Annotated in this window: 25 protein-coding genes, 1 tRNA gene and 1 riboswitch; of the genes, 7 read left to right on the plus strand and 19 right to left on the minus strand. The window is 39.0% G+C overall.

The genetic code is table 11. The features are described from left to right. Positions 1-62: 62 nt before the first annotated feature. Positions 63-2,624 carry a vitamin B12-dependent ribonucleotide reductase gene (locus IHV10_RS14675; protein ID WP_197131015.1) on the minus strand — a complete coding sequence of 854 codons (2,562 nt, stop codon included), beginning with the start codon at positions 2,622-2,624 and terminating at the stop codon, positions 63-65. A 362-nt stretch (positions 2,625-2,986) separates the two neighbouring features. Continuing rightward, positions 2,987-3,823 carry a lipoate--protein ligase family protein gene (locus tag IHV10_RS14680; protein WP_197131017.1) on the minus strand — a complete coding sequence of 279 codons (837 nt, stop codon included), beginning with the start codon at positions 3,821-3,823 and terminating at the stop codon, positions 2,987-2,989. Between the two features lie 149 nt (positions 3,824-3,972). Between IHV10_RS14680 and IHV10_RS14685 the strand changes: the two genes are divergently transcribed. Next, positions 3,973-4,350 carry a rhodanese-like domain-containing protein gene (locus tag IHV10_RS14685; RefSeq protein WP_197131021.1) on the plus strand — a complete coding sequence of 126 codons (378 nt, stop codon included), beginning with the start codon at positions 3,973-3,975 and terminating at the stop codon, positions 4,348-4,350. 47 nt (positions 4,351-4,397) lie between these two features. Here IHV10_RS14685 and gcvPB read toward each other — a convergent pair whose 3' ends face one another. From gcvPB to gcvT, 3 genes are read right to left on the minus strand one after another with little or no spacing between them, the layout of a single operon-like run. Further along, positions 4,398-5,861, minus strand: a complete 1,464-nt coding sequence (gene gcvPB / locus IHV10_RS14690; RefSeq protein ID WP_197131024.1) for an aminomethyl-transferring glycine dehydrogenase subunit GcvPB — start codon at positions 5,859-5,861, stop codon at positions 4,398-4,400. After that, positions 5,837-7,201, minus strand: coding sequence for an aminomethyl-transferring glycine dehydrogenase subunit GcvPA (gcvPA, locus tag IHV10_RS14695; RefSeq protein WP_197131026.1), 1,365 nt, complete (start codon positions 7,199-7,201; stop codon positions 5,837-5,839). Before gcvPA ends, gcvPB begins: the two co-directional genes overlap by 25 nt. A gap of 21 nt (positions 7,202-7,222) precedes the next feature. After that, entirely contained in the window at positions 7,223-8,323 is a 1,101-nt protein-coding gene (gene gcvT, locus IHV10_RS14700) for a glycine cleavage system aminomethyltransferase GcvT (RefSeq protein ID WP_197131028.1), read from the minus strand. Between the two features lie 178 nt (positions 8,324-8,501). After that, a riboswitch (glycine riboswitch) is annotated at positions 8,502-8,587 on the minus strand. A 117-nt stretch (positions 8,588-8,704) separates the two neighbouring features. On the opposite strand from gcvT, the gene IHV10_RS14705 reads away from it, so the two are divergent. Continuing rightward, entirely contained in the window at positions 8,705-10,402 is a 1,698-nt protein-coding gene (locus tag IHV10_RS14705; RefSeq protein ID WP_197131030.1) for a DEAD/DEAH box helicase, read from the plus strand. Beyond that, on the plus strand, positions 10,371-11,147 hold the full coding sequence (locus IHV10_RS14710; RefSeq protein ID WP_197131032.1) for a YqhG family protein: 777 nt from the start codon (positions 10,371-10,373) through the stop codon (positions 11,145-11,147). The genes IHV10_RS14705 and IHV10_RS14710 overlap by 32 nt, the downstream gene beginning before the upstream one ends. A 46-nt stretch (positions 11,148-11,193) precedes the next feature. Here IHV10_RS14710 and IHV10_RS14715 read toward each other — a convergent pair whose 3' ends face one another. The 9 genes from IHV10_RS14715 to comGA are packed head-to-tail and all read right to left on the minus strand — an operon-like array spanning position 11,194 to position 15,914. Then, entirely contained in the window at positions 11,194-11,382 is a 189-nt protein-coding gene (locus tag IHV10_RS14715; protein WP_197131034.1) for a YqzE family protein, read from the minus strand. Positions 11,383-11,428: 46 nt separating this feature from the next. Beyond that, positions 11,429-11,947 (minus strand): shikimate kinase, encoded by a 519-nt coding sequence (locus IHV10_RS14720; RefSeq protein ID WP_197131036.1) that lies wholly within the window; start codon positions 11,945-11,947, stop codon positions 11,429-11,431. A 2-nt stretch (positions 11,948-11,949) separates the two neighbouring features. Beyond that, positions 11,950-12,324: a competence type IV pilus minor pilin ComGG gene (gene comGG / locus IHV10_RS14725; protein WP_197131038.1), complete on the minus strand. Its 375-nt coding sequence runs from the start codon at positions 12,322-12,324 to the stop codon at positions 11,950-11,952. Continuing rightward, positions 12,317-12,814: a competence type IV pilus minor pilin ComGF gene (locus IHV10_RS14730; protein WP_197131041.1), complete on the minus strand. Its 498-nt coding sequence runs from the start codon at positions 12,812-12,814 to the stop codon at positions 12,317-12,319. The genes comGG and IHV10_RS14730 overlap by 8 nt, the downstream gene beginning before the upstream one ends. Further along, positions 12,741-13,073 carry a hypothetical protein gene (locus IHV10_RS14735; protein ID WP_197131044.1) on the minus strand — a complete coding sequence of 111 codons (333 nt, stop codon included), beginning with the start codon at positions 13,071-13,073 and terminating at the stop codon, positions 12,741-12,743. The genes IHV10_RS14730 and IHV10_RS14735 overlap by 74 nt, the downstream gene beginning before the upstream one ends. Continuing rightward, entirely contained in the window at positions 13,057-13,515 is a 459-nt protein-coding gene (comGD, locus tag IHV10_RS14740; RefSeq protein WP_197131048.1) for a competence type IV pilus minor pilin ComGD, read from the minus strand. The genes IHV10_RS14735 and comGD overlap by 17 nt, the downstream gene beginning before the upstream one ends. Further along, positions 13,512-13,814 (minus strand): competence type IV pilus major pilin ComGC, encoded by a 303-nt coding sequence (comGC, locus tag IHV10_RS14745; protein WP_197131051.1) that lies wholly within the window; start codon positions 13,812-13,814, stop codon positions 13,512-13,514. Before comGC ends, comGD begins: the two co-directional genes overlap by 4 nt. Positions 13,815-13,825: 11 nt before the next feature. Beyond that, on the minus strand, positions 13,826-14,857 hold the full coding sequence (gene comGB, locus IHV10_RS14750) for a competence type IV pilus assembly protein ComGB (RefSeq protein ID WP_197131054.1): 1,032 nt from the start codon (positions 14,855-14,857) through the stop codon (positions 13,826-13,828). Then, positions 14,808-15,914, minus strand: coding sequence for a competence type IV pilus ATPase ComGA (gene comGA / locus IHV10_RS14755; RefSeq protein WP_197131056.1), 1,107 nt, complete (start codon positions 15,912-15,914; stop codon positions 14,808-14,810). The genes comGB and comGA overlap by 50 nt, the downstream gene beginning before the upstream one ends. A gap of 124 nt (positions 15,915-16,038) precedes the next feature. On the opposite strand from comGA, the gene IHV10_RS14760 reads away from it, so the two are divergent. Then, positions 16,039-16,113, plus strand: a tRNA-Gln gene (locus IHV10_RS14760). Between the two features lie 39 nt (positions 16,114-16,152). On the opposite strand, the gene IHV10_RS14765 is transcribed toward IHV10_RS14760, so the two are convergent. Beyond that, positions 16,153-16,542 carry a Spx/MgsR family RNA polymerase-binding regulatory protein gene (locus IHV10_RS14765; protein WP_197131060.1) on the minus strand — a complete coding sequence of 130 codons (390 nt, stop codon included), beginning with the start codon at positions 16,540-16,542 and terminating at the stop codon, positions 16,153-16,155. A gap of 185 nt (positions 16,543-16,727) precedes the next feature. On the opposite strand from IHV10_RS14765, the gene IHV10_RS14770 reads away from it, so the two are divergent. Then, positions 16,728-16,976, plus strand: a complete 249-nt coding sequence (locus IHV10_RS14770; protein ID WP_066242314.1) for a DUF2626 domain-containing protein — start codon at positions 16,728-16,730, stop codon at positions 16,974-16,976. 36 nt (positions 16,977-17,012) lie between these two features. On the opposite strand, the gene IHV10_RS14775 is transcribed toward IHV10_RS14770, so the two are convergent. Further along, a complete protein-coding gene (locus IHV10_RS14775) occupies positions 17,013-18,098 on the minus strand; it encodes an SAM-dependent methyltransferase (protein ID WP_197131063.1) in 1,086 nt (361 codons plus the stop codon). Positions 18,099-18,100: 2 nt separating this feature from the next. Beyond that, the gene (locus tag IHV10_RS14780) at positions 18,101-18,733 is read right to left on the minus strand and encodes an MBL fold metallo-hydrolase (protein WP_197131066.1); all 633 of its coding nucleotides are present in this window, start codon (positions 18,731-18,733) and stop codon (positions 18,101-18,103) included. Positions 18,734-18,806: 73 nt separating this feature from the next. Between IHV10_RS14780 and IHV10_RS14785 the strand changes: the two genes are divergently transcribed. Beyond that, positions 18,807-19,235: a hypothetical protein gene (locus IHV10_RS14785; RefSeq protein ID WP_197131069.1), complete on the plus strand. Its 429-nt coding sequence runs from the start codon at positions 18,807-18,809 to the stop codon at positions 19,233-19,235. A gap of 86 nt (positions 19,236-19,321) precedes the next feature. Further along, positions 19,322-19,507 (plus strand): DUF2759 domain-containing protein, encoded by a 186-nt coding sequence (locus IHV10_RS14790; RefSeq protein ID WP_066242324.1) that lies wholly within the window; start codon positions 19,322-19,324, stop codon positions 19,505-19,507. A gap of 77 nt (positions 19,508-19,584) precedes the next feature. Here the strand turns inward: IHV10_RS14790 and IHV10_RS14795 are convergent, their stop codons facing one another. Beyond that, positions 19,585-20,778, minus strand: coding sequence for a M14 family metallopeptidase (locus IHV10_RS14795; protein ID WP_197131072.1), 1,194 nt, complete (start codon positions 20,776-20,778; stop codon positions 19,585-19,587). Positions 20,779-20,879: 101 nt separating this feature from the next. Further along, positions 20,880-22,793, minus strand: coding sequence for an LTA synthase family protein (locus IHV10_RS14800; RefSeq protein ID WP_231618302.1), 1,914 nt, complete (start codon positions 22,791-22,793; stop codon positions 20,880-20,882). Between the last annotated feature and the right edge of the window lie 434 nt (positions 22,794-23,227).

Consider the following 23,227-nt stretch of genomic DNA (forward strand, 5'->3'; position numbering starts at 1 on the left):
AGTATGTGCTAATAACACCAAAAGAAAAGGGAAGGAACATTTCCAGTTCCTTCCCTCCATTCTTATAATCCGCATTTTAATTGAGCGTTACAATTCGTACACGTGTTACAGCCGCCGATTTCTTTCACTTTCCCTTTTCGGCATACCGGGCAAGTGTTACCCACTTCGTTACCGATGGTTACATCTGTAGAACGAAGGTCAGTAATCGTATCTAAAATAACAACTTTGCTTTTTTCTTCTTCCATACCTAGATCAATCTCAGTCTGTTCAAAAGTCTCTTCTGCTTTTAGTGTAAGAACTTGTGAGTCACGGCTTCCATCAACGTACACCGTACCACCTTTTGCTCCACCTTTATAAAGACGTTCGTATACTTTTTGAACTTGATCAACCGTGTAACCTTTAGGAGCGTTTACTGTTTTTGAGATCGAGCTATCTACCCAACGCTGGATGACACATTGCGTATCTGCATGTGCTTCTGGTGCTAGCTCCATCGCGGCAACAAACCATTCAGGAAGCTCATTTTCGTTCGCTTCTGGATTGCTGTCTAAATACTCCTTAACGATATCAGCTTTCACTTCGATAAACTTCCCAAGACGACCACTGCGGAAGTATGAGAAAGAGAAGTAAGGCTCTAATCCTGTGGAGACACCAACCATGGTTCCTGTGGATCCAGTTGGAGCAACCGTTAACAAGTGAGAGTTTCTAATCCCATAATTTAAGATGTCTTCACGAATATCCTCAGGAAGCTTCTTCATATAACCGGTTTCAGTAAATCGTCTACGCAACTCGTTAGTCGTTTCATCTGAATCGCCTTCTAAGAACGGGAAGCTTCCCTTCTCTTTAGCAAGTTCGATTGAAGTGCGGTAAGCCGTTACGGCGATCGTCTCGAAAATTTGATCAACAAGCTTGTTTCCTTCTTCAGATCCGTAAACAGTCTCGCAATAGATCAAAAGGTCATGAAGCCCCATAACTCCTAGCCCTACTCGACGTTCGCCTAAAGCTTGGACGCGGTTAGGTTCTAAGAAGTATGGTGTTGCATCAATTACGTTGTCCTGCATACGTACGCCAACTTCAACCGTTTGTTTTAGCTTTTCAAAGTCCACCGTTTTGTTTACTTTGTCAGCCATGTTTCCAAGGTTAACTGCAGCAAGGTTGCAGACACTGTACGGTGCAAGTGGTTGTTCTCCACATGGATTTGTTGCTACAACTTTTTGTCCATAAGCGGTAGCGTTCGTCATGTCATTTGCGTTATCAATAAAGAAAATACCTGGCTCAGCAGAGTATGTGGCGCAAATGTTAATCAGGTTCCACAGCTCACGCGCTTGAATTCGTTTGTAAACGCGAATACCATAGCCTTTCTCTTCCCAAACACGAACATCTCCGACTTCATGCCACTCGTTGTTGTAAGCTTCCATTTCTTCTGGCGTGTAAGCTTCAACGCTAGGAAAACGCAACAGATACTCAGAGTCATTTTCTACGGCTTCCATGAATTCTTTTGTAATCGTAACTGAGATATTCGCACCTGTTAAGAACTCAGAATTATGAACGCTATACGTTCCTCCGTCGCGAAGCATTGTCTCAGCATCGCGTAGAACGTCAGAATCAAATCCGCCTGTTCCTGGAATATCTTTATAGCGAAGGATTCCTTCGTACATCGCTTTTTGAGCTGGTGTCAGCGGTGTGAATTTTAATTTATCTTGTGCAACTTGTTTGATCTTCTCGTCATTCGTATTTTCAATCAAGTAACGTAAAATGCGAGGATTTTGCATCTTAGAAATAATGAAATCGATGATGTCAGGGTGCCAGTCGGCCAGCATGATCATCTGGGCTCCCCTGCGACTTCCTCCCTGCTCGACCAGATGCGTTAACTTCGCGATGTCATCCAACCAGGATACAGATCCAGATGATTTTCCGTTTACGCCTCTTGCTAGTGCGTTCTTCGGTCGAAGTGTAGATCCGTTCGTTCCAACTCCGCCTCCGCGACTCATGATCTCCATAACTTGCTTACGATGATCTGAGATGCCTTCACGCGAATCTTTTACATACGGCATCACATAACAGTTGAAATACGTTACATCTGTTTCTGCACCTGCGCCATATAAAACACGTCCAGCAGGTACAAAGTTCATCTCTGAAAGCTCTTTGTAAAACTTTTGAAATGATTCTTTGCGCTTTTCTTCCGTCGTTTCCACAGATGCTAAGCCTGTAGCATTTCTTAGTGCGATCTGCTCGTAGTAAACTTCTAACGGCTTGTCCATCACATCTAGTGAACGTGTGATCAAACCAGATTCTGCTTCTTCAGGCTTCTCTAATACTGCTTTAAACTCATCTTCAACCAATACAACTGCATTTTTATCGTCCCAGTTGACAGATTGAATATAGCCTAGCCCTCTTGCCGGAAATTTCGGGTCCTCTTTTACCGTTAATACAACAAAGTCACCCGGTTTTAACGTTTTCTTCTCAGTGTCTTTAAAGCTGTATCGGTCTAGCATAACAAGCCTAGAAACACCTTTGTGTGTTGTTTTCATCGTAGAAGTTATGGGGTGTACTTGTGGAAATTGAGCTATATCACTGTTGAGAGCATCAATGTTAATACCCTTTTTAACAGTTGCGACTGTGTCCATATTTCTCCTCCTCTATTTAAATCACATACGGATGCATGTCTATATCTTGTATGTATAAGTTCTACCCTTATACTATATATACGTAAACCACATGTCAAAGAAAAAAAATTGTCAAACTTAAAATCATGAGGATATTACAGCAATTCCTTGATTCTTGTAAATTTATGATGATTTTATTAATGAATTGGCTTTATTCTAGATTTGTATAATTTGGTAGTTTTAAAAAGCCGTACAAACACGTGGTTTTCAAAAATTCCTTCTATTTTCCAAAAAAAATTAATATCTTGACATCTTTTTTTCTGATCTTTATAGAGCAAAAATAAAAAATCGAGATCTCTTATTGAGATTTCGATTTTTTTTTATTAACGCCTGAACGTCCACTCATCGTTACGATAACGAGTATCGGCTATGTGCTTTACTTCTGCCCACTGATCGTCTGTAAGTGTGTACGGTACAAGATTTACGTCCAAACCGTCCTCAAAGCCTTTTTTAAAGGCTATCTTCGCGTCTTCAATTGTAACAGGAACATCTAGCAGAGCGTTGACTGCTACTGCTTTCTTCTTAAAAGCTGTCTGCATTCTCTCTCTTAATCTGTCACTTGAATACTTAAATAAATCGAACAATTTGTCTTCGTCTAAATCAAGAAGGATAGATCCGTGTTGCAGGATCACACCTTTTTGCCTTGTTTGGGCACTACCCGCCACTTTTCTACCTTCAACGACTAGTTCATACCACGAAGGAGCGTCAAAACATACTGCTGATCGAGGATTCTTCAACCCTTCACGCTCTTCTTCTGTTTTCGGAACAGCGAAGTAAGCATCTAAGCCTAAGCCTTGAAATCCTTCTTTTATTCCTTCTGAGATCACTCGATAAGCTTCGGTTACACTTTGCGGCATATCTTTGTGTGCTTCAGATACGATGACGCTGTACGTAAGTTCTTGATCATGAAGAACTCCGCGTCCTCCAGTTGGGCGTCTAACAAAGCCTAGCCCGTATTTTTTTACTGCATCCAGGTTAATCTCTTTTTCTACTTTTTGAAAGTATCCAATGGATAATGTAGCTGGATTCCATCCGTAAAAGCGGATAACAGGTGGAATCTTTCCCTCGCTGTGCCATGTTAGAAGCGCCTCGTCCATTGCCATATTAATTGCAGGTTCGCAATTTCCAGAATCGATATAATACCAGTTTTCTTTTTCCACGTTTTTCGTCTCCCTGCCATTCATTCGTAACTAGTGTACCAAATTCGGCGAATGTGTCAAAACAATCGCTTAAAGTCAGATTTTTCTTTTGCCTATAGAGCCGTGCACCGCTATAATTGTGGTAGATTGTTTAAAGGAGTGCAAGCGTTATGGGATGGATAGTTTTAGCAGGTATTGTAGTAGCGTTATTGGTTTATGTGATTGGTATGGGATTATACCAAAAGAGATTTCTAACTACGTTAAATGAGGAAGAGTTTAAAGCAGGTTATCGAAAAGCTCAATTGATCGATGTTCGTGAGCCTGAAGAATTTAAAAAAGGACATATTCTAGGGGCACGTAACATTCCTCTCTCTCAAATGAGACAGCGCTTAAAAGAAGTGCGTAGCGATCAGCCTGTTTATCTATATTGTGAAAGTGGATTCAGAAGTGCTCGTGCAGCCAATTTTCTTAAAAAGAAAAAGTATAGCCAACTTCATCATCTACATGGCGGCTTCCGCAAATGGACGGGCCGCGTAAAATCAAACTAAACATCAAAAGCAGCCCGGAAAATCATCCGAGCTGCTTTTTTGTATGTCTAAACTTGTTTTATATATTTCAAGATTGGCTTTCTTGCAGCTGTTGCTTCATCCAGTCGTCTAACAACTGTAGTGTGAGGAGCTTCTTGAACCAATTCAGGTGTTTCTTCTGCTTCTTTTGATATCTGAATCATTTTTTCAATAAATTCATCGAGTGTTTCTTTAGATTCAGTTTCTGTCGGCTCAATCATGATCGCTTCTTCCACACTTAACGGGAAGTAGATCGTTGGCGGGTGATAACCAAAATCTAAAAGACGTTTTGCAATATCAAGCGTTCTTACGCCAAGTTTTTTCTGGCGGCGTCCAGATAATACGAACTCATGTTTACAGTGCTGCGTAAACGGTAGATCAAAATGAGGCTCAAGTCGGCGCATCATATAGTTAGCATTTAATACAGCATTCTCAGATACTTGTCTCAAACCATCTGGCCCCATCGTCATGATGTACGTAAACGCACGTACATTAATGCCGAAGTTACCATAAAATGGCTTCACTCTTCCGATCGATTGCGGGCGATCATATTCAAACTTATAAAGATCGTCCTCTTTAACGAGAACTGGTTTTGGCAAGAATGGGATCAGATCTTCCTTAACTCCTACTGGTCCTGATCCAGGTCCACCACCACCGTGAGGTCCTGTAAATGTCTTATGAAGATTTAAGTGAACAACGTCAAAGCCCATGTCTCCAGGTCGAGCAAATCCTAATATCGCATTTGCGTTAGCACCATCATAGTATAGCTTTCCGCCAGCTTCATGGACGATCTTTGCCATTTCTAGAATATGCTCTTCAAAAAGACCAAGCGTATTCGGATTTGTAAGCATAAGAGCCGCAACATCTTGATCGACTACTCGTTTCAAATCTTCTAGATCAACAAGTCCGCGCTCATCGGACTTCACCGTGATCGATTCAAAACCAGCAACCGTTGCAGACGCAGGATTTGTACCGTGTGCTGAATCAGGAACGATTACTTTTGTACGATTGAAGTCACCATTTGCTTCATGGTAAGCACGGATCATCATAAGACCTGTCCATTCACCATGGGCACCTGCTGCTGGTTGAAGCGTCACTTCATCCATTCCCGTGATCTCAGCAAGCGATGTTTGCAGACGATACATCATCTCCATCGCACCTTGCACCGTCTCTTCATCTTGGAGAGGGTGGATATGTGCAAATCCAGGGAATCGTGCTACATCTTCATTAATCTTGGGATTGTATTTCATCGTACATGAACCTAGTGGATAGAAACCAGAGTCCACACCATGGTTACGATTAGATAATGCAGTATAATGACGAACGATTTGAAGCTCTGACACTTCAGGAAGATCCGCTTCTTCCGTACGCAAATAATCGGAAGGGATGATAGATTCTACGTTAATCTCTGGAACGTCAAGTTCAGGGATGCTGTACCCTACTCGACCTGGTTTAGACAATTCAAAAATTAATGACTGATGTTCTGTACGCATGCTAATCCCTCCAATACATTTGCAAGCTGATCGATCTCTTCTTTTGTTCTCATTTCGGTAACCGCTAGAAGCATATGGTTCTTCAGTTCTGAATACGAAAGACCCAAATCATATCCGCCGATGATACCAGATTCTAATAGTTTTCTGTTCACTTCTTTAGCTGTACACTTTAACTCAACAACAAACTCGTTAAAGAAAGGTCCTGTGAAAGCTGTTTTGAATCCTTTTTCTTCAAGAACTTTTTTCGCATAGTGTGCTTTTTGTATATTTTGGTGTGCTACTTCTTTTACACCTTGTTTTCCGAGTGCAGTCATTGCAATGGAAGCTGCAAGTGCGTTAAGCGCTTGGTTTGAACAGATGTTACTCGTCGCTTTATCACGTCTAATATGCTGCTCTCTTGCTTGGAGGGTAAGAACGAATCCACGCTTTCCGTCTTCATCAACCGTTTGACCGACCAAACGGCCAGGGACTTTACGCATTAATTTTGTTGTTACGGCAAAATATCCACAGTGTGGTCCACCAAAACCTTGTGCGATCCCAAACGGCTGTGCATCACCGACTACGATATCAGCACCGAACTTACCAGGAGGAGTTAAAGCGCCCAATGCCAAAGGATTTGAAGAAACTACAAACATTCCTTTTGCGCTGTGCACGATTTCTTCTATGTCTTTTAACGGTTCGATCTGACCGAAGAAGTTCGGATATTGAACGATCACACATGCTGTCTGTTCATCAACTTCAGCACGCAATGCATTTAATGAGGTAACACCATCTTCTGTATCCACTTCTACTACTTCAAGATGCTGGCCTTTTGCATACGTGTGCAAAACGGCACGTGATTCGGGGTGTACGGATTTGGATACAACGATTTTCTTTCTGCGTGTCTGAGCTGCTGATAATAATCCAGCCTCCGCAAGTGAAGTTCCACCATCATACATGGAAGAATTCGCAACATCCATACCTGTCAACTCACAGATCATCGTTTGAAATTCAAAGATTGCTTGAAGTTCACCTTGAGAGATCTCAGGCTGGTATGGCGTGTAAGCCGTGTAGAACTCTGAACGAAGAAGCATATGGTTCACGATCGATGGAGTGTAATGATCATACACACCTGCTCCTAGAAATGAAGCATGATCTTTTGTATTCTTGTTTAATGCAGCCAAGCGGCCCATCTCTTTAACTAGTTGAGGTTCTGACAAAGCTTCCTCGATTTGTAAGCGTCCTTTAAATCGAACTTCTTCCGGAATATCCTCAAAAAGATCTTCTGTCGTTTCGATTCCAATCGTTTCAAGCATTTCCTTTTTGTCTTGATCAGTCATCGGCAAATAGCGGAACGTCATGGTTTCTCCCCCTTAAATGTCTTATTTTCCTCGTTTATAAAATGGTGAAGCGACTACTTTTGCTTTTAAACGTTTTTGACGAATCTGTACTTCTACCTCTGTACCAAGCTCCGTGAAATCCTTTTCTAGAAGAGCAAGTCCTAGATTCTTCTTCAATGTTGGCGACTGTGTCCCCGTAGTAACTTCTCCGATCTTCACATCACCTTTAAATACCTCATAATGTGATCGCGGTATACCTTTATCGATCATTTCAATACCAACTAGCTTACGTGGTGCGCCATTCTTCTTTTGATCTGCTAGAATTTCTTTTCCAATAAAATCTGCTTCTTTATCTGTTTTTACAGCGAATCCGATACCAGCTTCTATCGGAGTAATTTCTTTTGTAAGTTCTTGACCGTATAGCGCAAGTTTTGCTTCAAACCGCAACGTGTCACGTGCACCAAGTCCTGCAGGGAGCAATCCATCTTCCTGACCTGCTTCAAGAACAGATCTCCACAATTTTTCAGCATGTTCCGTTTTTAAATAGATCTCAAAGCCATCTTCTCCTGTGTAGCCAGTTCGAGACACAAGAGCAGATATTCCCGCTAGTGAAACATCTTCTTTAAAACGGAAGAATCCGATCTCAGAAAGATTTGTATCCGTAAGCTTTTGAAGAATTTCTTCTGCTTTTGGCCCTTGAATAGCGAGTTGCGCATATTCAGGAGATACATTCACGAGTTCTACACCTTCAGGCTTCTTGCTCATAAGCCATTCGAAATCTTTTTCAATATTTGAGGCATTCACAACGAGCAAGTAATCGTTTTCATCTCTTTTATAGATTAAAAGGTCATCTACTGTACCGCCGTTTTCATAGCACATAGCCGTATACTGCGCTTGGCCGTTTTGAAGTTTCGAAACATCATTGGTCATTGTATATTGTAGAAACGACAAGGCATTCGGTCCTCGAACATCAAATTCTCCCATGTGAGATACATCGAATAAACCGGCTTTCGTTCTTACAGCTTCGTGTTCCTCTTTGATACTTGAGAACTGAACAGGCAACTCCCAACCACCAAAATCAATTACTTTTCCACCGTGTTCTTTGTATGTCTCAAATAACGGTGTTCGTAACAATGTAGCCATGTGAATTCCTCCTTTTTCATACTTAAAAATTTTCGGACTTTTCTGGACAAAAAAAGGACAGAAAGACCCCCTTAAAAATGGGATCCTCTGTCCTGCAACCTGTAAGTTTCTCAAAAAAATCTTTTGAGTTTCTTCGTTGGTGGCTTTCATCTATTAAAAAAAGCACTCTCCAGAGATGCGTCTAGCAAGAGTCTTTTTGCCTGAGAGTTTCACAATTGTTTGCTCCTTCGGCGCCGCTAACGCAGTCTCTCCTCTTACTTTCATTCGCGAGTATGTTATTGTCCAAGGTCGCACATACTATTACTATGTTTACTACATTATTATCCTATCATTTTTACAAAAGGAATGGCAACGAACTTTTTTAAAGAAAGGAAATCCGTTATGAAAATCGACGTTCAGTTTCAGCGAGAATGGCATGATGACTTTTTAAAGCGTGTGGAAGAAGATGGACCTTGGGCCAATTGGGAATTATATAACTTAGCACTTGAAGCCGAACACCACTTAGCAATTCCTGATTTTCTCGGCCTACAAGCTCCAGATCACCTCCCACAGATGACTTTTTTGCCTCATCAGCTGGACGTTGCGACTACCGTTATTGAACAGATGAACGGAAAAGCAATCTTGGCAGATGAAGTAGGGTTGGGAAAAACGATTGAAGCAGGTTTGATTCTAAAAGAGTACATGATACGCCGGCTCGCTAAGAAAATTTTGATTCTCGTTCCAGCTTCACTCGTAATTCAATGGACGAACGAGTTGAATCAAAAGTTTTTTATTCCTGCAATCGCTCAAAAAAAAGCTTATGTATGGGAGCAATGCGATGTAGTGGTATCTTCTATTGATACGGCAAAACGCGCACCACACCGTGACATTGTTCTTAATCAAGACTATGATCTTGTTATCATCGATGAAGCGCACAAATTAAAGAACAAGAAAACGAAAAACTATGAATTTGTACAGTTATTAAAAAAGAAGTTCTGCTTACTCTTAACAGCTACTCCGGTACAAAACAGAGTTGAGGAGATTTTTAATCTTGTATCTCTATTAAAGCCTGGCCATCTAGGAAATCGAGAGAACTTTGACAAAGATTATAAAGAAGATAAATATTCACTAAAAAATGAAGAAAAGCTGAAGCAGCTCGTAAACAAGGTGATGGTTCGTAATCGACGAGAAGAGACTGGTTTAAAATGGCCGAAGCGTCTTGTTCAAACCATTCCTATTACATTATCAAAAACAGAACGTGAACTATACGATGAAATCTCTCAACTTAAAAAAGATTCTTACTTTGACCGAAGTAAGTTTTCTATCGTCACCCTGCAGCGGGAAGCATGCAGTTCGCGGGAAGCTGTTTTTCTAACCTTAAAAAATATGCTTCAAAAAGATCTTTCTAACTCTTTAATGGAACAACGAGTCTTAGAGTTGATGAAAAAAATTGAACTCGTCGATCAAAACTCTAAAGCTCTAAAAGCGTTAGAACTCATTCAATCGATCGATTCCAAAGTCATTATTTTTACTGAATATCGTGCGACCCAATTGTATTTACAATGGTTTTTGCAGCAGCACGGCATCTCTTCTGTACCGTTTAGAGGAGGATTTAAACGAAGTAAAAAAGATTGGATGACTCACCTCTTCAGAACACGAGCACAAGTGTTGATCGCAACGGAAGCAGGTGGTGAAGGAATTAACCTGCAGTTCTGTCAGCATATCATCAACTACGATCTTCCGTGGAACCCGATGAGGATTGAGCAACGGATCGGACGTATCCACCGGATCGGTCAGCAAGGTGACGTTCATATCTATAATTTCGCCACTCAGAATACGATTGAAGAGCACATCTTAAACTTGCTTTATAACAAGATCAATCTATTTGAAAGTGTTATTGGGGAGCTCGATGAAATTTTAACGAAATTCGAAATCAAGAACATAGAACGCCATATCGCAGACATCATGAATACGTCTGAAAGTGAAGGTGAGATCCGTGTGAAAATGGATAACCTTGCTTCCTTGATCAACCTCGATGGCGGGATAAAGCAGAAAGGATGGGAAGAGCATGCAGCAGCACGAGATTCATCGCTTTCTTGAACGCTATTTCGATGCAAATGAATGCCGTATTCAAGAGAAAAACTTTAGTTACATGAAAGTTCAATTGACAACTGAACTTGATAAAGTTTTAATGAACCGTCCGTTCTACTGGCACTATCTCGAAAAAACGGGAGGTACCCCGAATCCGATGACGCTGACTTTAGTGACGGGTCAACAACAAGCACCTGATGGAAAAGGTGAATTTATCCACTTTGGTTCGCCGAGACTTCATCAGATTTTTGGTTCTACGAAGAAGCTCGCTTCATTCATTCGGCTGTATGAATCTGTTCCTCAACAAGGAGCACAGGTTCCCCTGGAACCATGGCTATGCTTAAACGTTAAAGTTACGTATCAATGTGATCAGAAAAAAGATCAAGTACTCTCATATGGCATACAACTAATCAACGGAACCATTGAAGATCATTTTCATCAACGTCTTCAAAAGATGCTGCTAACGAAAAGAATACCCGATTTTTGTTATACGCTCTCTCCTTTTATTAAGCCTCAGAGTGCGATAAAAAGATTGGAAAACAAAATTCAGGAAGTCATTGATGTAGATGATCACACGTGGGCCGAGGATGCCAAAAAAAGATGGAATGAAGATCTAGAACTACTAGAGAGTTTTTATGAAGATTCTTTAACGAAACCTGAAGCCTATCATATTGAAAAAGAAGCACTTCGCACCCAATATGAACCACAGATTATCGTGGACATCGTTAATGGTGGACTTTTCTATCTTGCATAAAAAATAAGAGCCGGGAACTGTATCCCTGCTCTTCCTTTTTCCAGCCTTATTTTTTTCTCTTTCTACGAAACACTAGTCCAAGTCCCATCGGAACAACTCCAAATAAGTAAGTTAATAAAGGCTCACGCTCATTCTTTTTCGTGATACGCCTTTCCTTTCTTACTGATTTTGGCTCGTCCAAGTATTTAACGACTCTCTGTGTAAGGAACTTAATAACATCTGATCCTGCGGCCATTGGCAAAACTCCTTTATTGAAGCAATCACTTCTTAGTTTTGGCCAATTATTGTGTATTTAAACGGCTTAACTTTTCTAAGATTTGTTCGCATACTTCTTCCGTTGTTAATTGATCTGTGACGATCTCGATATCACTTTTTTCATAATGTGAACTTCTCTTGTTAAAAAGTTTCTGTACCTCTTCTTTTGAAGAAGTCAAAAGGATCGGCCTCTTGTTTCTCTCTTCTTCTTTCATCAACCTACTCCAAAGTACTGGAAAGCTAGTCTTTAAATAGATGACGATTCCATTGTTCTTCATATACGTTAAGTTTTCTTCTCTTACGACCGCACCGCCTCCTGTCATAACAACAGCATGTTGTACGGGTAATTGTCGAATAGCAAGAGACTCGTAATTACGAAACGCCTCTTCCCCTTCGTTTTTAAATATTTCTTTTATCGTTTGTCCGCGATCTTTTTCAACCGTTGAATCGACATCATAAGGAGGAACCTCTAACCGTTTTGAAAGCTGCTTCCCTACAGATGTTTTTCCACATCCCATGAAACCGACTAAATATATGGTGTTCAAATTTAACCCTCCACCCATTTTGTAACACTTTTCTGGGTTACATTATAATACACTTTTACCCTTTTTGTAGACTGGCGAATTGTAACAGCTTCAATCATGAACATCACTTCATCAACAGATATTTGCGTGACAATCATCTTAAGTGTCCCCTCGTTCACACTTAGGCTACGTTCTGACGGATAGACCGCCGGACCTTCTACCTCAACAAGTGCTCGATCAACACCTTGCTGAATCAATCGAATTTGTCTAAGATGCTCTTCTTGCATAAAAACAAACTGTCGTTCTGAAGCAACTTTTTCGGTTAGAAAACTAAAGAAAATTAACATGATAAAGCAAAGAGTTAAGATTAAAGGATAAACCATTCCTCTCTCATTCATAACCAATTCTCCGAAAACCACGACGAACTTGATTTCCTTCCTTATCATTCAATGTAACGTTAATAAAACTACCATATATTTCTTCTAATTTCATCTCTTGAATATTCTGCACCCAAACTTCGTGACCTAATCCATTAACTTGTTTTCGAATAAGAGAATGATAACGTGTGAAACTGATCACTTCACCTGTTGATAAAGTAATAAACAATGCGTTGTTCTTCACCTCAACTGTTGCTGCTTCTCTTATTTCCTTTCCGATCATTGAAAAAAATAATGCTGTTTCTTCAGACTGAACAGATTGCGGATGTTTTTGTAGGTGCGTTAATAACAGTGAAATCACCAAAGCAGTTACGATCAATACACCTAGAGCAATTATTGATTCTACAAGCGTATAGCCGTTTTTGTCTGCGGTGATTTCATAATGAACTCGCACACGCGGTATACTCTTTTTTGTTAGAACCTCTGAACGAAATACAAGTTTTGTATTCATCCGTCACACCTTTTCGTGTTTTTAGCTTATATTCTGTTCCTTCAACTAACCACTCACGCTCATCTGTCTCATGCCTAGTGATGCTTCTCATTGCAGCAGCATGATCCGCTTCTGTCATCGCATATAATAGTTGCTCTGATGTTTGTTGTTCTTGATACGAGATATATAGGAAAGGTAAACAGATCGAAAACACTACTGAGATCAACAAAACACCAAACATGGCTTCAATAAGTAAATAACCATTATTGTTTTTCAACATAAAATTTTCCTTTACCCAATTGAAGAACCATCTTATATGAAGTATTAGCAGAGTGGATGTAAATTGTCCCTGCACGACTGATGTTTCCATTCTGGTTAAATTGCACAGCTAATAACATCGAATAGCTCTCAAACCAGATGTGCTTTGGAAAAATCTTTTTTACAGGTTTTTTACTGCCGTTTCCTCGTATTTCATATATATGGTTCTCATTATCGATCGATAAGTTATAGATTCGATTCTCATTTACCGCTTTTTGCTGCATGTGAACGATGTCCTTTTGAAACGTTCGTATAAAGTATTCGGTCTCTCGATTCCTTTGAAAACTACCATACGAGGGATACGCAACAGCACTGATTGTTGCGATGATCACAAGTACGATCATCATCTCGATCAAACTAAATCCTAATTGACTTTTCTTTATGTGCTTAAGCCCTTCATTCACTCCTCACTGCTCACAGTTACGACTCCATTACTATCGATCAGTAAAGGTTTTTTGTCTGGACATGTTACCGTATCAATATATCCCCCATCATGAAGTTCTTCAATTGTAGGCAGTGTATTTTTTTCTGCCTCATACGCTCCAACTTGTCCCTGCACAAGATCGATGGTCGCTTCACAGCCTAATGATTTTACGAGACTGTTATTCTTCGTCATGCTCGGTAAGGCGATAAGCATCAATACTGAAATGATCAAGAGCACGATCATCATTTCAATTAAAGTAAATCCTTTTTCATTTTTCATATTCTTCCTCCTCATAATGCTTCCATGAGTGTAAACATAGGCAATAACATAGAGGCAAACATAAGTAAGACAAAAACTCCAATCCCAGCGAATAGAATAGGCTGTATCTTTTGCAATGACATGTAGATCTTTTCTTCTAACTCCTTAAAGATCCATTCGCCATACGAAATTAATTCTCTCCCAAGTTCACCATGAGCTAATCCAAAGCGAACAATATCAGCTAGTTCTTTCGTGAAATATGACTTCGCAAGCAAAAGATCAGTAAGTTCAGTTCCATTCAAGAGACCTTTCTGAAGCCTCTGACTTTCTTCCTTATAAAAACCTTTGTTTAAGTGATCCTCCATAACAAGAAGAGCATCCGAAACGGATAAACCACTTTGCAGCATTGAGCCGAAGTTCACACTAAAAAAATGAGTATTCAATAAAACAAGAAAATTTCTTAAGATTGGAATTCGCAAGAGTAGATCCATCTGTGTAGAAGGCTTTGCTTTCTTTCTCATAATGATAATAACAATCCATAAAGTGAGGCATAAAGACAGGAAGTATATTCCCAAAAGTGGTATAAACCCTAAAAAAGTAAGCATCCATGTAGTAAACATCGGAGTTTTGACTTCTAACGATGAAAATAGGATTGAAAATTGAGGAAATAAGAATTGATAAAACACAATCCCAATCCACGCTGTGAGGAATAGAAGAAAGAGAGGATATCTGATGGCTTTGTTCAGACGTGCACGCCATTCAGCTTTTTTCTTCATAAAAGTCCCGTTCTCCATGAGACTTCTTGTCAAGTTGCCGTTCGCACTGTTTATCGATAACGAACTTACTACTTCCTTTGGCAATTGTAGCGGTGAAAAGATTTCGATAACCGAACTTCCAGAAGCAAGGATCTCGAGCATATCATCCACTACTTCTTGCTTACTTTGTGGAAGCTGTGACCTGACGAGTTCGATGCTCTTGTTAATGGTGTAGCCTTGATCCAACAAAAAGCCAAGCTTATAAAGAAACGTCCCTTGAGAAGCCCGTTTCCAGCCCCTTCTTATCACTTTTTGTTTCTCCTCCCATCCATCTTTCATAGCTCTCTTTTGTTACATAACCTGCTGCAAAGGCATGATTAAAGGAAAAAGAGAGATTTTTATAAGTAGGCATGTCAACGCTAACCTTACTTAAAGAAGATAATAATTCTTGATTACAAAGCATCTCGTAGATTCCTGCTCTTCTATACGTTCTGAATTTAAAACAAAAATCAACGCAATCGTCTCCACAAAAAGGACACGGTATCGAAATCAGTCGCTGAGATACAATACCCATCAATGTTTGTTGCAGTTCAGTTTCTTGTATGCCAAATTCTCGAAGACGCTCAATACACCCGATACAATCTGCAGCATGCATCGTAGACAGCACAAGGTGTCCCGTCAATGATGCACGAATAACAAGTCTTGCAGTCGATTCGTCTCTGATCTCACCGATCATGATCACATCGGGGTCATGCCTCAACAATGACTTGAAACCTTCACCATATGTCAGACCTGCTTTTTCATTAATTTCCATCTGCAGAAACGAATCTACTTTCCGTTCTACGGGATCTTCAAGTGTTACTACTTGCCGTTTATAATTTTTCTGAAGGTGATGAAGCAAAGAATATAAGATGGTGGTCTTACCGGATCCGGTTGGGCCAGAGAACAATAGTAGACCGCTGGAACGTTTAATAAGGGATAAAAGTTTTTGGAACACGTGAGGAAAAAGTGATAGTTCATGAAGAGTTAGTGTTTCTTGCTGAGGAAGTAATCGAATGACGAGTGATTCATTAAACGCGGATGGTATAGATGAAAAACGAAGATGTACATTTACATTATTGATCAAAACGTCCATTGAACCGCTCTGTGGCTTGCGATGTTCGCCAATGTCCATTCTAGCAGAATATTTAAAATGAGCGAGCACCCTGATATACTCTTCTTGAGAAAGCTTTCTGTGTTCAATCAGCCGATCATCTATACGAAATTGAACGATTCCCCCTTTTTTTATCGGTATAAAATGAATGTCTGTTGCTTTCTGAACTACTGCCTCATGAAGGATTGAATTGCCTAACAGCTTAATCGGCAAGTGGTATCATCTCCCTTTTATTTGGATTGGTATATTAATTCTGTCATAAAACGACAATTCCTGCATTTTTTTAAAAAATGGATGCATATAAATTTCGACAGAGCTCATACTAGTATTGTTGCATTGGGCTATAGCCAAGCGGTAAGGCAACGGACTTTGACTCCGTCATGCGTTGGTTCGAATCCAGCTAGCCCAGCCAAAAAAAAATAACACTCTTTAAAAGCAAAGAGTGCTATATTCAGGACACATGACTAGAGATGTGTTCTTTTTCTTTTGTAGAACATAATTTTTTCATATCTCCAGGACTATACCCCGCAATGAGCTGTTTCCCATCTGTCACTAATGGCCGCTTCAACAGTTTCGGATTTTTACTCAATAGCGTTAATAGTTCATTGGTTGAAAGATCATAGATATCAACATCTAGTGATTTAAAAGACTGACTTCTTTTAGCCAAAATATCTTCTGTTCCATACTTTGTAAGTTTCAATAGCTCTCTAAGTTCTTCAACCGTTGGCGTTTCTTTAAATAGGTGTCTTTCATCAAACGATACTTTATTTTGCTTAAGCCACATTTTTGCTTTACGGCACGACGTGCAGCTTGGGTATGTGTAGAATGTTATTGAACTCATAAGACTCACTCCTTTTGGTTTACATTACCTTTAAAAGAGGCATAATAAACCAAAAAACAGCTAATATTCATGAATTATCTTTTAATTGTGTATTTATCCGCTTACAATTGGCATTTACAAGTGAGTGGAAACTCATATATAATACTAAAGGATACAAGTATTGGCGAAAAAAGGAGGGGATACATATGTCAAGAATGTATAAGGTTTTAGGCTTTTGGACTGGAATCATCGGAGTCATGGCTTATTTAGGCGATATGCAAGACATGGCGTTATTGTTCTTAGGACAAACGATTATGTTCGTTTCTTTAGGGTATTTGAACTTATCTGAGCGTATGTATATTTATATCTTTGGTGCTTATTTAACTGTTTTCTTTGTTGGTTTTACATACTGGTCAACGTTTATGATGACTCCTGGCGCTGGCGGAGGACATTAATCAGTTCTCTAAAAGAAGCTACAAAAAAGCAGACCGTTACGATACGGTCTGCTTTTTTTGTTGTATAACTTGGAATCCATTCGCCAGTGTATGATCGAGTAGGAATGAACGTATAGCCCGATTTCTCTTATGTTCGATGGAGAATGGATCAAGACTTTGTGTATCCTTTAACAAGGATAATAGTCCTTCCTCTAATAAGAAATCTCCTTGATTCTTTAAACGTAATGTAGTTACATCAGAATCTTTACCTGCTTTTATCACTTGTTCCCAATCTATGTGAAACGTAATATCCATCATCCCGGGAAATGCTAACGGATTGTTTTGTATTTGATGACGATAATAGCCCCTAATACTTCCTTCTTTTAAATGTGTAGTGTTCCACTCTTCGCCAATCAATCCATAATCAACAAAAAACAAGCAAGATTCTTTTTCTATCCATTCGTAAATGGTTTTTAGCCAAGTAAGCATGGAAAAGGAAACTTCAAGTTCATTTGTTTTGTTTCTAAAAGAAAAGATTTCATCCAATGTCTTTTGTAATGATGAATTTTCCAGTTGCCGATAAACAAAACATAGATTTTCAGTGTTTTTGTGAAGAGATACTCCTTTTTCATACCATTCTTCTTTTCTTCGTTTAAAGATCCGAAGTGGAAACGCATCAAGAACTTCATTTGCAAATATAATTCCTCTGAATGATGGGTATCGCTGTATAAGTTCATCCAATGAACAAAGAATCGTAATTGGAAATCCAGCCAACTTCTTTTCCAATAAGCTTTTGTGATACGGACTCGGTTCTACAATGACATATGAAACGTGTTCGATTGATCGTAAAGACCAACTCTCTTGAACTTGCCGAGCAAAATGACCGCTTCCTCCCCCAAACTCCACGACGATTGGATCGAGATTATTATCAGCGATCGTACGTACAAATAAATCTGCCCATACCATAGCAAATACGTCTGAAACAAGGCTTGCTGTATAAAAGTCCCCGTTTTTACCGATCTTCACGTTCTGTTTCATGTAATAACCCTCTATCGGATGATACAGGGCATGTCCCATGAACTCTTCCATTGTTATCCATTCATCTGTTTTTAATTTTTTTTGCAGGAAACTCGTGGGTAACACGATTAAAACCCGCCTAAAAATGGATTCGAATCCATTTCCATTCCCACTGTTGTTTCAGGGCCATGACCTGATAAAACGACCGTTTCTTCTGGCAGATTAAGCAGCTTTTCATGAATACTATTGATCAACACATCCTGATCCCCACCATGAAGATCTGTTCTTCCAATACTTCCTGCAAACAATGCATCACCTGAAAAAACAGCACCACTGCTTTTATGATAATACGAAACACTTCCCGGCGAATGACCTGGAGTCGTTAGGACCTCGAATGAAAAACTTCCGATCTTCAAGGTATTATCTTGATTCGTTAAAATGTGGCTTGCTGGCTTTGCTGTAATGCTCTGACCAAAATATTTTGATCCATTCTTTTTTATGTCACTCAGCCAATCTGCTTCTTTTTTATGAACATACAACGGTATATTATATTTTTCACGGACGTCATCGACAGCCCCGATATGATCAAAATGAGCATGCGTTAGTAAAACAGCTAAAGGTCTAACCTTTAATGACTCTAATGCTTGTATGATCCTTCTACCTTCACTGCCCGGATCGATGACTATAGCTTCGTTCTGATTATTGTAGATAATATATGTATTCTCTTGTACAGGTCCTACCGTTAACTTTTTCCACTTCATTGTTTATAGCCTCCAATTGCAAGTTATTACTTTCTATCTTACACTAAAACAAACATTATTTCGGAGGAAACACATGAAAGTATTTTTCGGATACGAAAATATGGATACGCCCGATCCTGTTTCTATGCATGATCAACATGAAGATCTCATCATTACTTCTCAAAAAGATGATGAACTTTTTGAAGCAATACCTTTGCTTTCAATTAAACCTTTAAGAACCACTCTTTTATTTGAGGATTATGGGTTTACATCTGACTCAAAACAAACGTATCTTTATCTTGATATGATAAGTATCTTTTATATTAAAGAAGGGGAAGAGCAAGAGAAGACAATGTTTTTATTTCAAACAGAAGAAGAATTAATTGCAGAAATCATACATAAAAACGATAGATTTTTTGTTGTTGGAAGCCAGCAAGAACTCCTTGTTAAAAAGTGGGCTTCTGCCTATAAACTAACAATTGAGTTCATTTTGTTCCAAAGTGCACTCGACAAACCAGAATAAAACAAGTAAAATAATACAAGGTTATACCTGTGTGAAAGCGTTATACATAGGATTGGTATTACTCCAGAGCAAGGGGGCACAGAATAATGGGATTAGCCATTATATTCGGCTTAGTAGCTATTTTAGCTGCATTGGGATTATTGCGTTCGTTAAAAATTAAAAATTTAATGGCAGCAGGTTTTGCCTTTTTAACGTTTGCAGTTTTTGGCTGGTTTACAGTCATGACTGTTCTGGACGTTTTAGTAGGCAGCGGCGGCTCTACAGGCCATTAAAAAGCTAAAAAACCATCAGAATTCCCTTTCTGATGGTTTTTTCTTTCTTTTAAGCTTGTGCAGCCCCTCATCCTGCCTTACATGTAAAGAGCGGCTAACAGGATCCCTCTTGTATCTTCATAGATCGTATCGAACTGTCGTAAAGGAAGTGGGTTAACCCCTATTCCAAGCTCGATGGTGAATCCGGGTTTCCTGTATTCTTGAATAAACCAATCTTTGTATCCTGCATAACTATCCACATATCTAATCGCTTTATATCCGCTAACCCTCTCAAATTCACTTGCGATCTCTCCTGATATCGGCATAGGTTCTTCCCCTTCAAAACCCCAGTATAATTCTTTTCCCTGTGTATGAAGGGCTACCACTCGATCAAATTGGTGCTTTTCTGTAACCTCTGCCATCACTATTGCTTCTGGTTCACTTAATGGAGCGGTACCAGGATAATCCCTTGGTGCAGGAGAAGTTGGTTTTCTCACTTGTTCAAGCTCCCATCTTGCAGGAAATTGATTATTAAGGTCTACCCCTCGAATATTCGCTTTCCACCCAGAGAAATCTTTGCTTCCTTTATTTAATTTTAAAACAACCTCTTTCCACTCAGAGTTCTCTGGGAGATCGTTCAAAACGAGGTCGACTCCATCTGGATCGACCATAGGAACCGCGTAAAGTGTAGTATCTCGATATAAGTCCATAGCTTTGTATCCATTCAATACTTTATCTGTTGATAGTGCAGCTGCATATTCATTAATAAACCTCATCAGAACTCCGGAAGTAATCCATTCGTTTCCATGAAACGAACCGTTAATATGCACTTTCTTTTTTCCATTTCCTATTACAAGCATCTCTATCGGTTTATCGAGAACAGATTTACCAATCTCCTGTTTTTTTATGAATGGATAAACGTTAAGAAGTTTACTTATATCATGATTTAGTGCAGCTGTATTGTATTTCCTCTGACATTTTATTGATGGATACGGCAGCACTCTCGGAATATTGATGATGTCCTTCGTAAATATTTCCTTCGGTTTCACAGTTGGATTAACTAAATATAATGCATCCAGAGGAATATCATATTTATCTGCTATTGAAAAAAAAGTATCACCATTTTTAATCTTATATTTTTCTAAGAACATTCCAGGGATCTCTATACTCTCCCCTGCGATCATGCTTGCTGCGGTTACGTTAGGATTAGAGTCTTTAATCAACACGTAAGGGATAGATAATAGACGTGAGTAATACCAGAATGAATCGCCGTTACGCATGACAATTTCCAAACAGAGCCCTCCCTTTAAACCTTCCTCTTAAAGATGTATGTTCGCACAAAGCAGTTATGCAATAAAAAAGCACTCAACCGAAGTTGAGTGCTTCTAAATCTTTATTGTTTTTGCTTTTCTTCTTGTTTAACAGCTTTATCTTTTGCTTTATCTTTGTCGTAGAACCTTAATAGATCTCCATAAATGATACGGTCTGACATATCAAGTTCAGTCTTAGCGCGTTCACTGTATGGCTCACAAGCATTGTTTTCACCTTCAACAGGTTCTCCTGTTGCTTTGTCATAACACTTACCATCTGTGAACACATTATCTTTAGTGATATAAGAATTGTCACGAAGGACAGCGAAATCTTCTCTATCTTTAGAGAATAAATCTGAACCTAGCTGAATGTCACCTTTCGTATCAATACCTAACAAGTGAAGGATCGTTGGTTTAAGGTCGATCTGTCCACCAACTGTATCCATTGTTTTTCCTTTTTCACCTGGCATATGAACAATTAAAGGTACTTTTTGCAATTGAGTCGATTCAAAAGGAGTAATTTCTTTTCCTAAGAATTGGCCCATTGCATCATTATGGTTTTCAGATATACCATAATGATCGCCATACATGATAAAGATCGAATCTTCATAAAGACCAGCTTCTTTAACATCAGCGAAGAATTCTTTTAGTGCTTCGTCTGTATAACGGACAGTTGTAAAGTAACGGTTAACTGTTCCATCGCTAGACGTCCACTCTGGAATCATTTCATCTTCCTCTTCTAATGTGAACGGGAAGTGGTTTGTTAACGTAATATATTTCGTATAGAACGGTTTGTTCATCGCTTGCATCTCTTTAAGGTGTGGAATGGATTGTTTAAAGAAATCTTTATCCTTTAACCCCCACCCGATTGAGTTCTCAGGAGTTACCTCGAAATCTTTTAATGAGTAATAACGGTCGTAACCGAAATTATCATACATGATATCACGGTTCCAGAAACTTTTGTTGTTAGCATGCTGTACGGATGAATAGTAACCTTGCTCTTTTAAAATTTCTGGTGTTGCATTGTATTGGTTCTGAGAATGAGTAAAGAAAACTGCTCCACTTGGTAGTGGATATAAAGAGTTATCTAATAAAAACTCTGAGTCAGACGTTTTACCTTGCCCTGTTTGGTGATAGAAGTTCGGGAAGTAATAACTGTCTTTGATCAGATCATTCATAAATGGTGTAATCTCTTTACCGTTAACAGACTCATTAATGACAAAGTTCTGTGTTGATTCAACTGAAATGACAAAAACGTTCTTGCCTTTCGCTTTACCAAACATCTCAGGGTTTGGTTCTTTGTAATTAGCACGCGAATAGTTCTCGATATCTGTAATTTCACTTCCATCAGCAAATGCACGCTGTGCTTTTGCTTTAGATTGGATGATGGAATCGTAGATATGGTAGTTATATGAACCAATGTTTTTAATCAACATTTCACGGTCAAAAGTACGTGTTAATAATTGCGGTCTTTCCGTCTCTGCTATACCAACGTTCACGATGAATAATACGATTGCCGCAGCAAAAGTAATCGTGATTTGCTTGCGTGAAGCACGTGCAGGTCGGTAATCAGCTCGTCTCATGAAATAAGCCAAAATAACGATGTCAATGAATACCAATAAATCAGTAGGTTGTATCAATTCAAATACACTATTACCTAAGTCGCCCATGTTGCTCGTTTGGAATAAGACTGGAATGGTGATAAAGTCATTAAAGAAACGATAGAACACCATATTGGCATACATAATAAAACTCATGATCGCACTGACAGCAACAATCATTCTTCTGTGTGTTCTTCCTTTAAAGTAAAGTGTTATACCTAAGAAAAGAACAATAGAACTGATCGGGTTAATAAAAAGAATTAACTCTTGAACTTTGTTGTCCATTGGCAGTTCAAATGCGGTTTTATAAATGATAAATGTTTTAATCCATAATAAAGCAATTGCGATAAAGAAAAATCTATATTCAGCAAAAGCTTGTTTCATTTTTTCTTTCATATGTTCTCTGACCTCCTCAATCAAAAAGAACTCTCGTTTTCATTTTTTCCCTATTAACTATCTCTCTTTGCATCCGGTACGCATTGATCTTAAGAATGTAAATTCATCTTTTACAAATTTACAAAACCTTAATCAAAGGATTACATAAAGAGTATATTAAATGGTTTCACACAAGAATTCAATACCCTAACGTACTATTTCAAGATTCTGACAAATAGGACAACAAAACTATATTAGTTTTACCCCTTTTTTAAATCCATAAACCATTAGACGAACTTGACTCAAAAAAGTTTCAAAAAAATGAAAACGAACCGCGGTGAAGCGGTTCGCTGTTTAAACAACTTTTTTAATATTTTCCTATGTTAGCCGTTGAACTGATTTCTTTTACAAAGGACTGTATAGAAAAAATTTCCTTCTATTTACCTACAAGCTCT

Origin of the sequence: Fictibacillus sp. 5RED26 (assembly GCF_015903895.1) — a bacterium.
GTDB lineage: Bacteria > Bacillota > Bacilli > Bacillales > Fictibacillaceae > Fictibacillus > Fictibacillus phosphorivorans.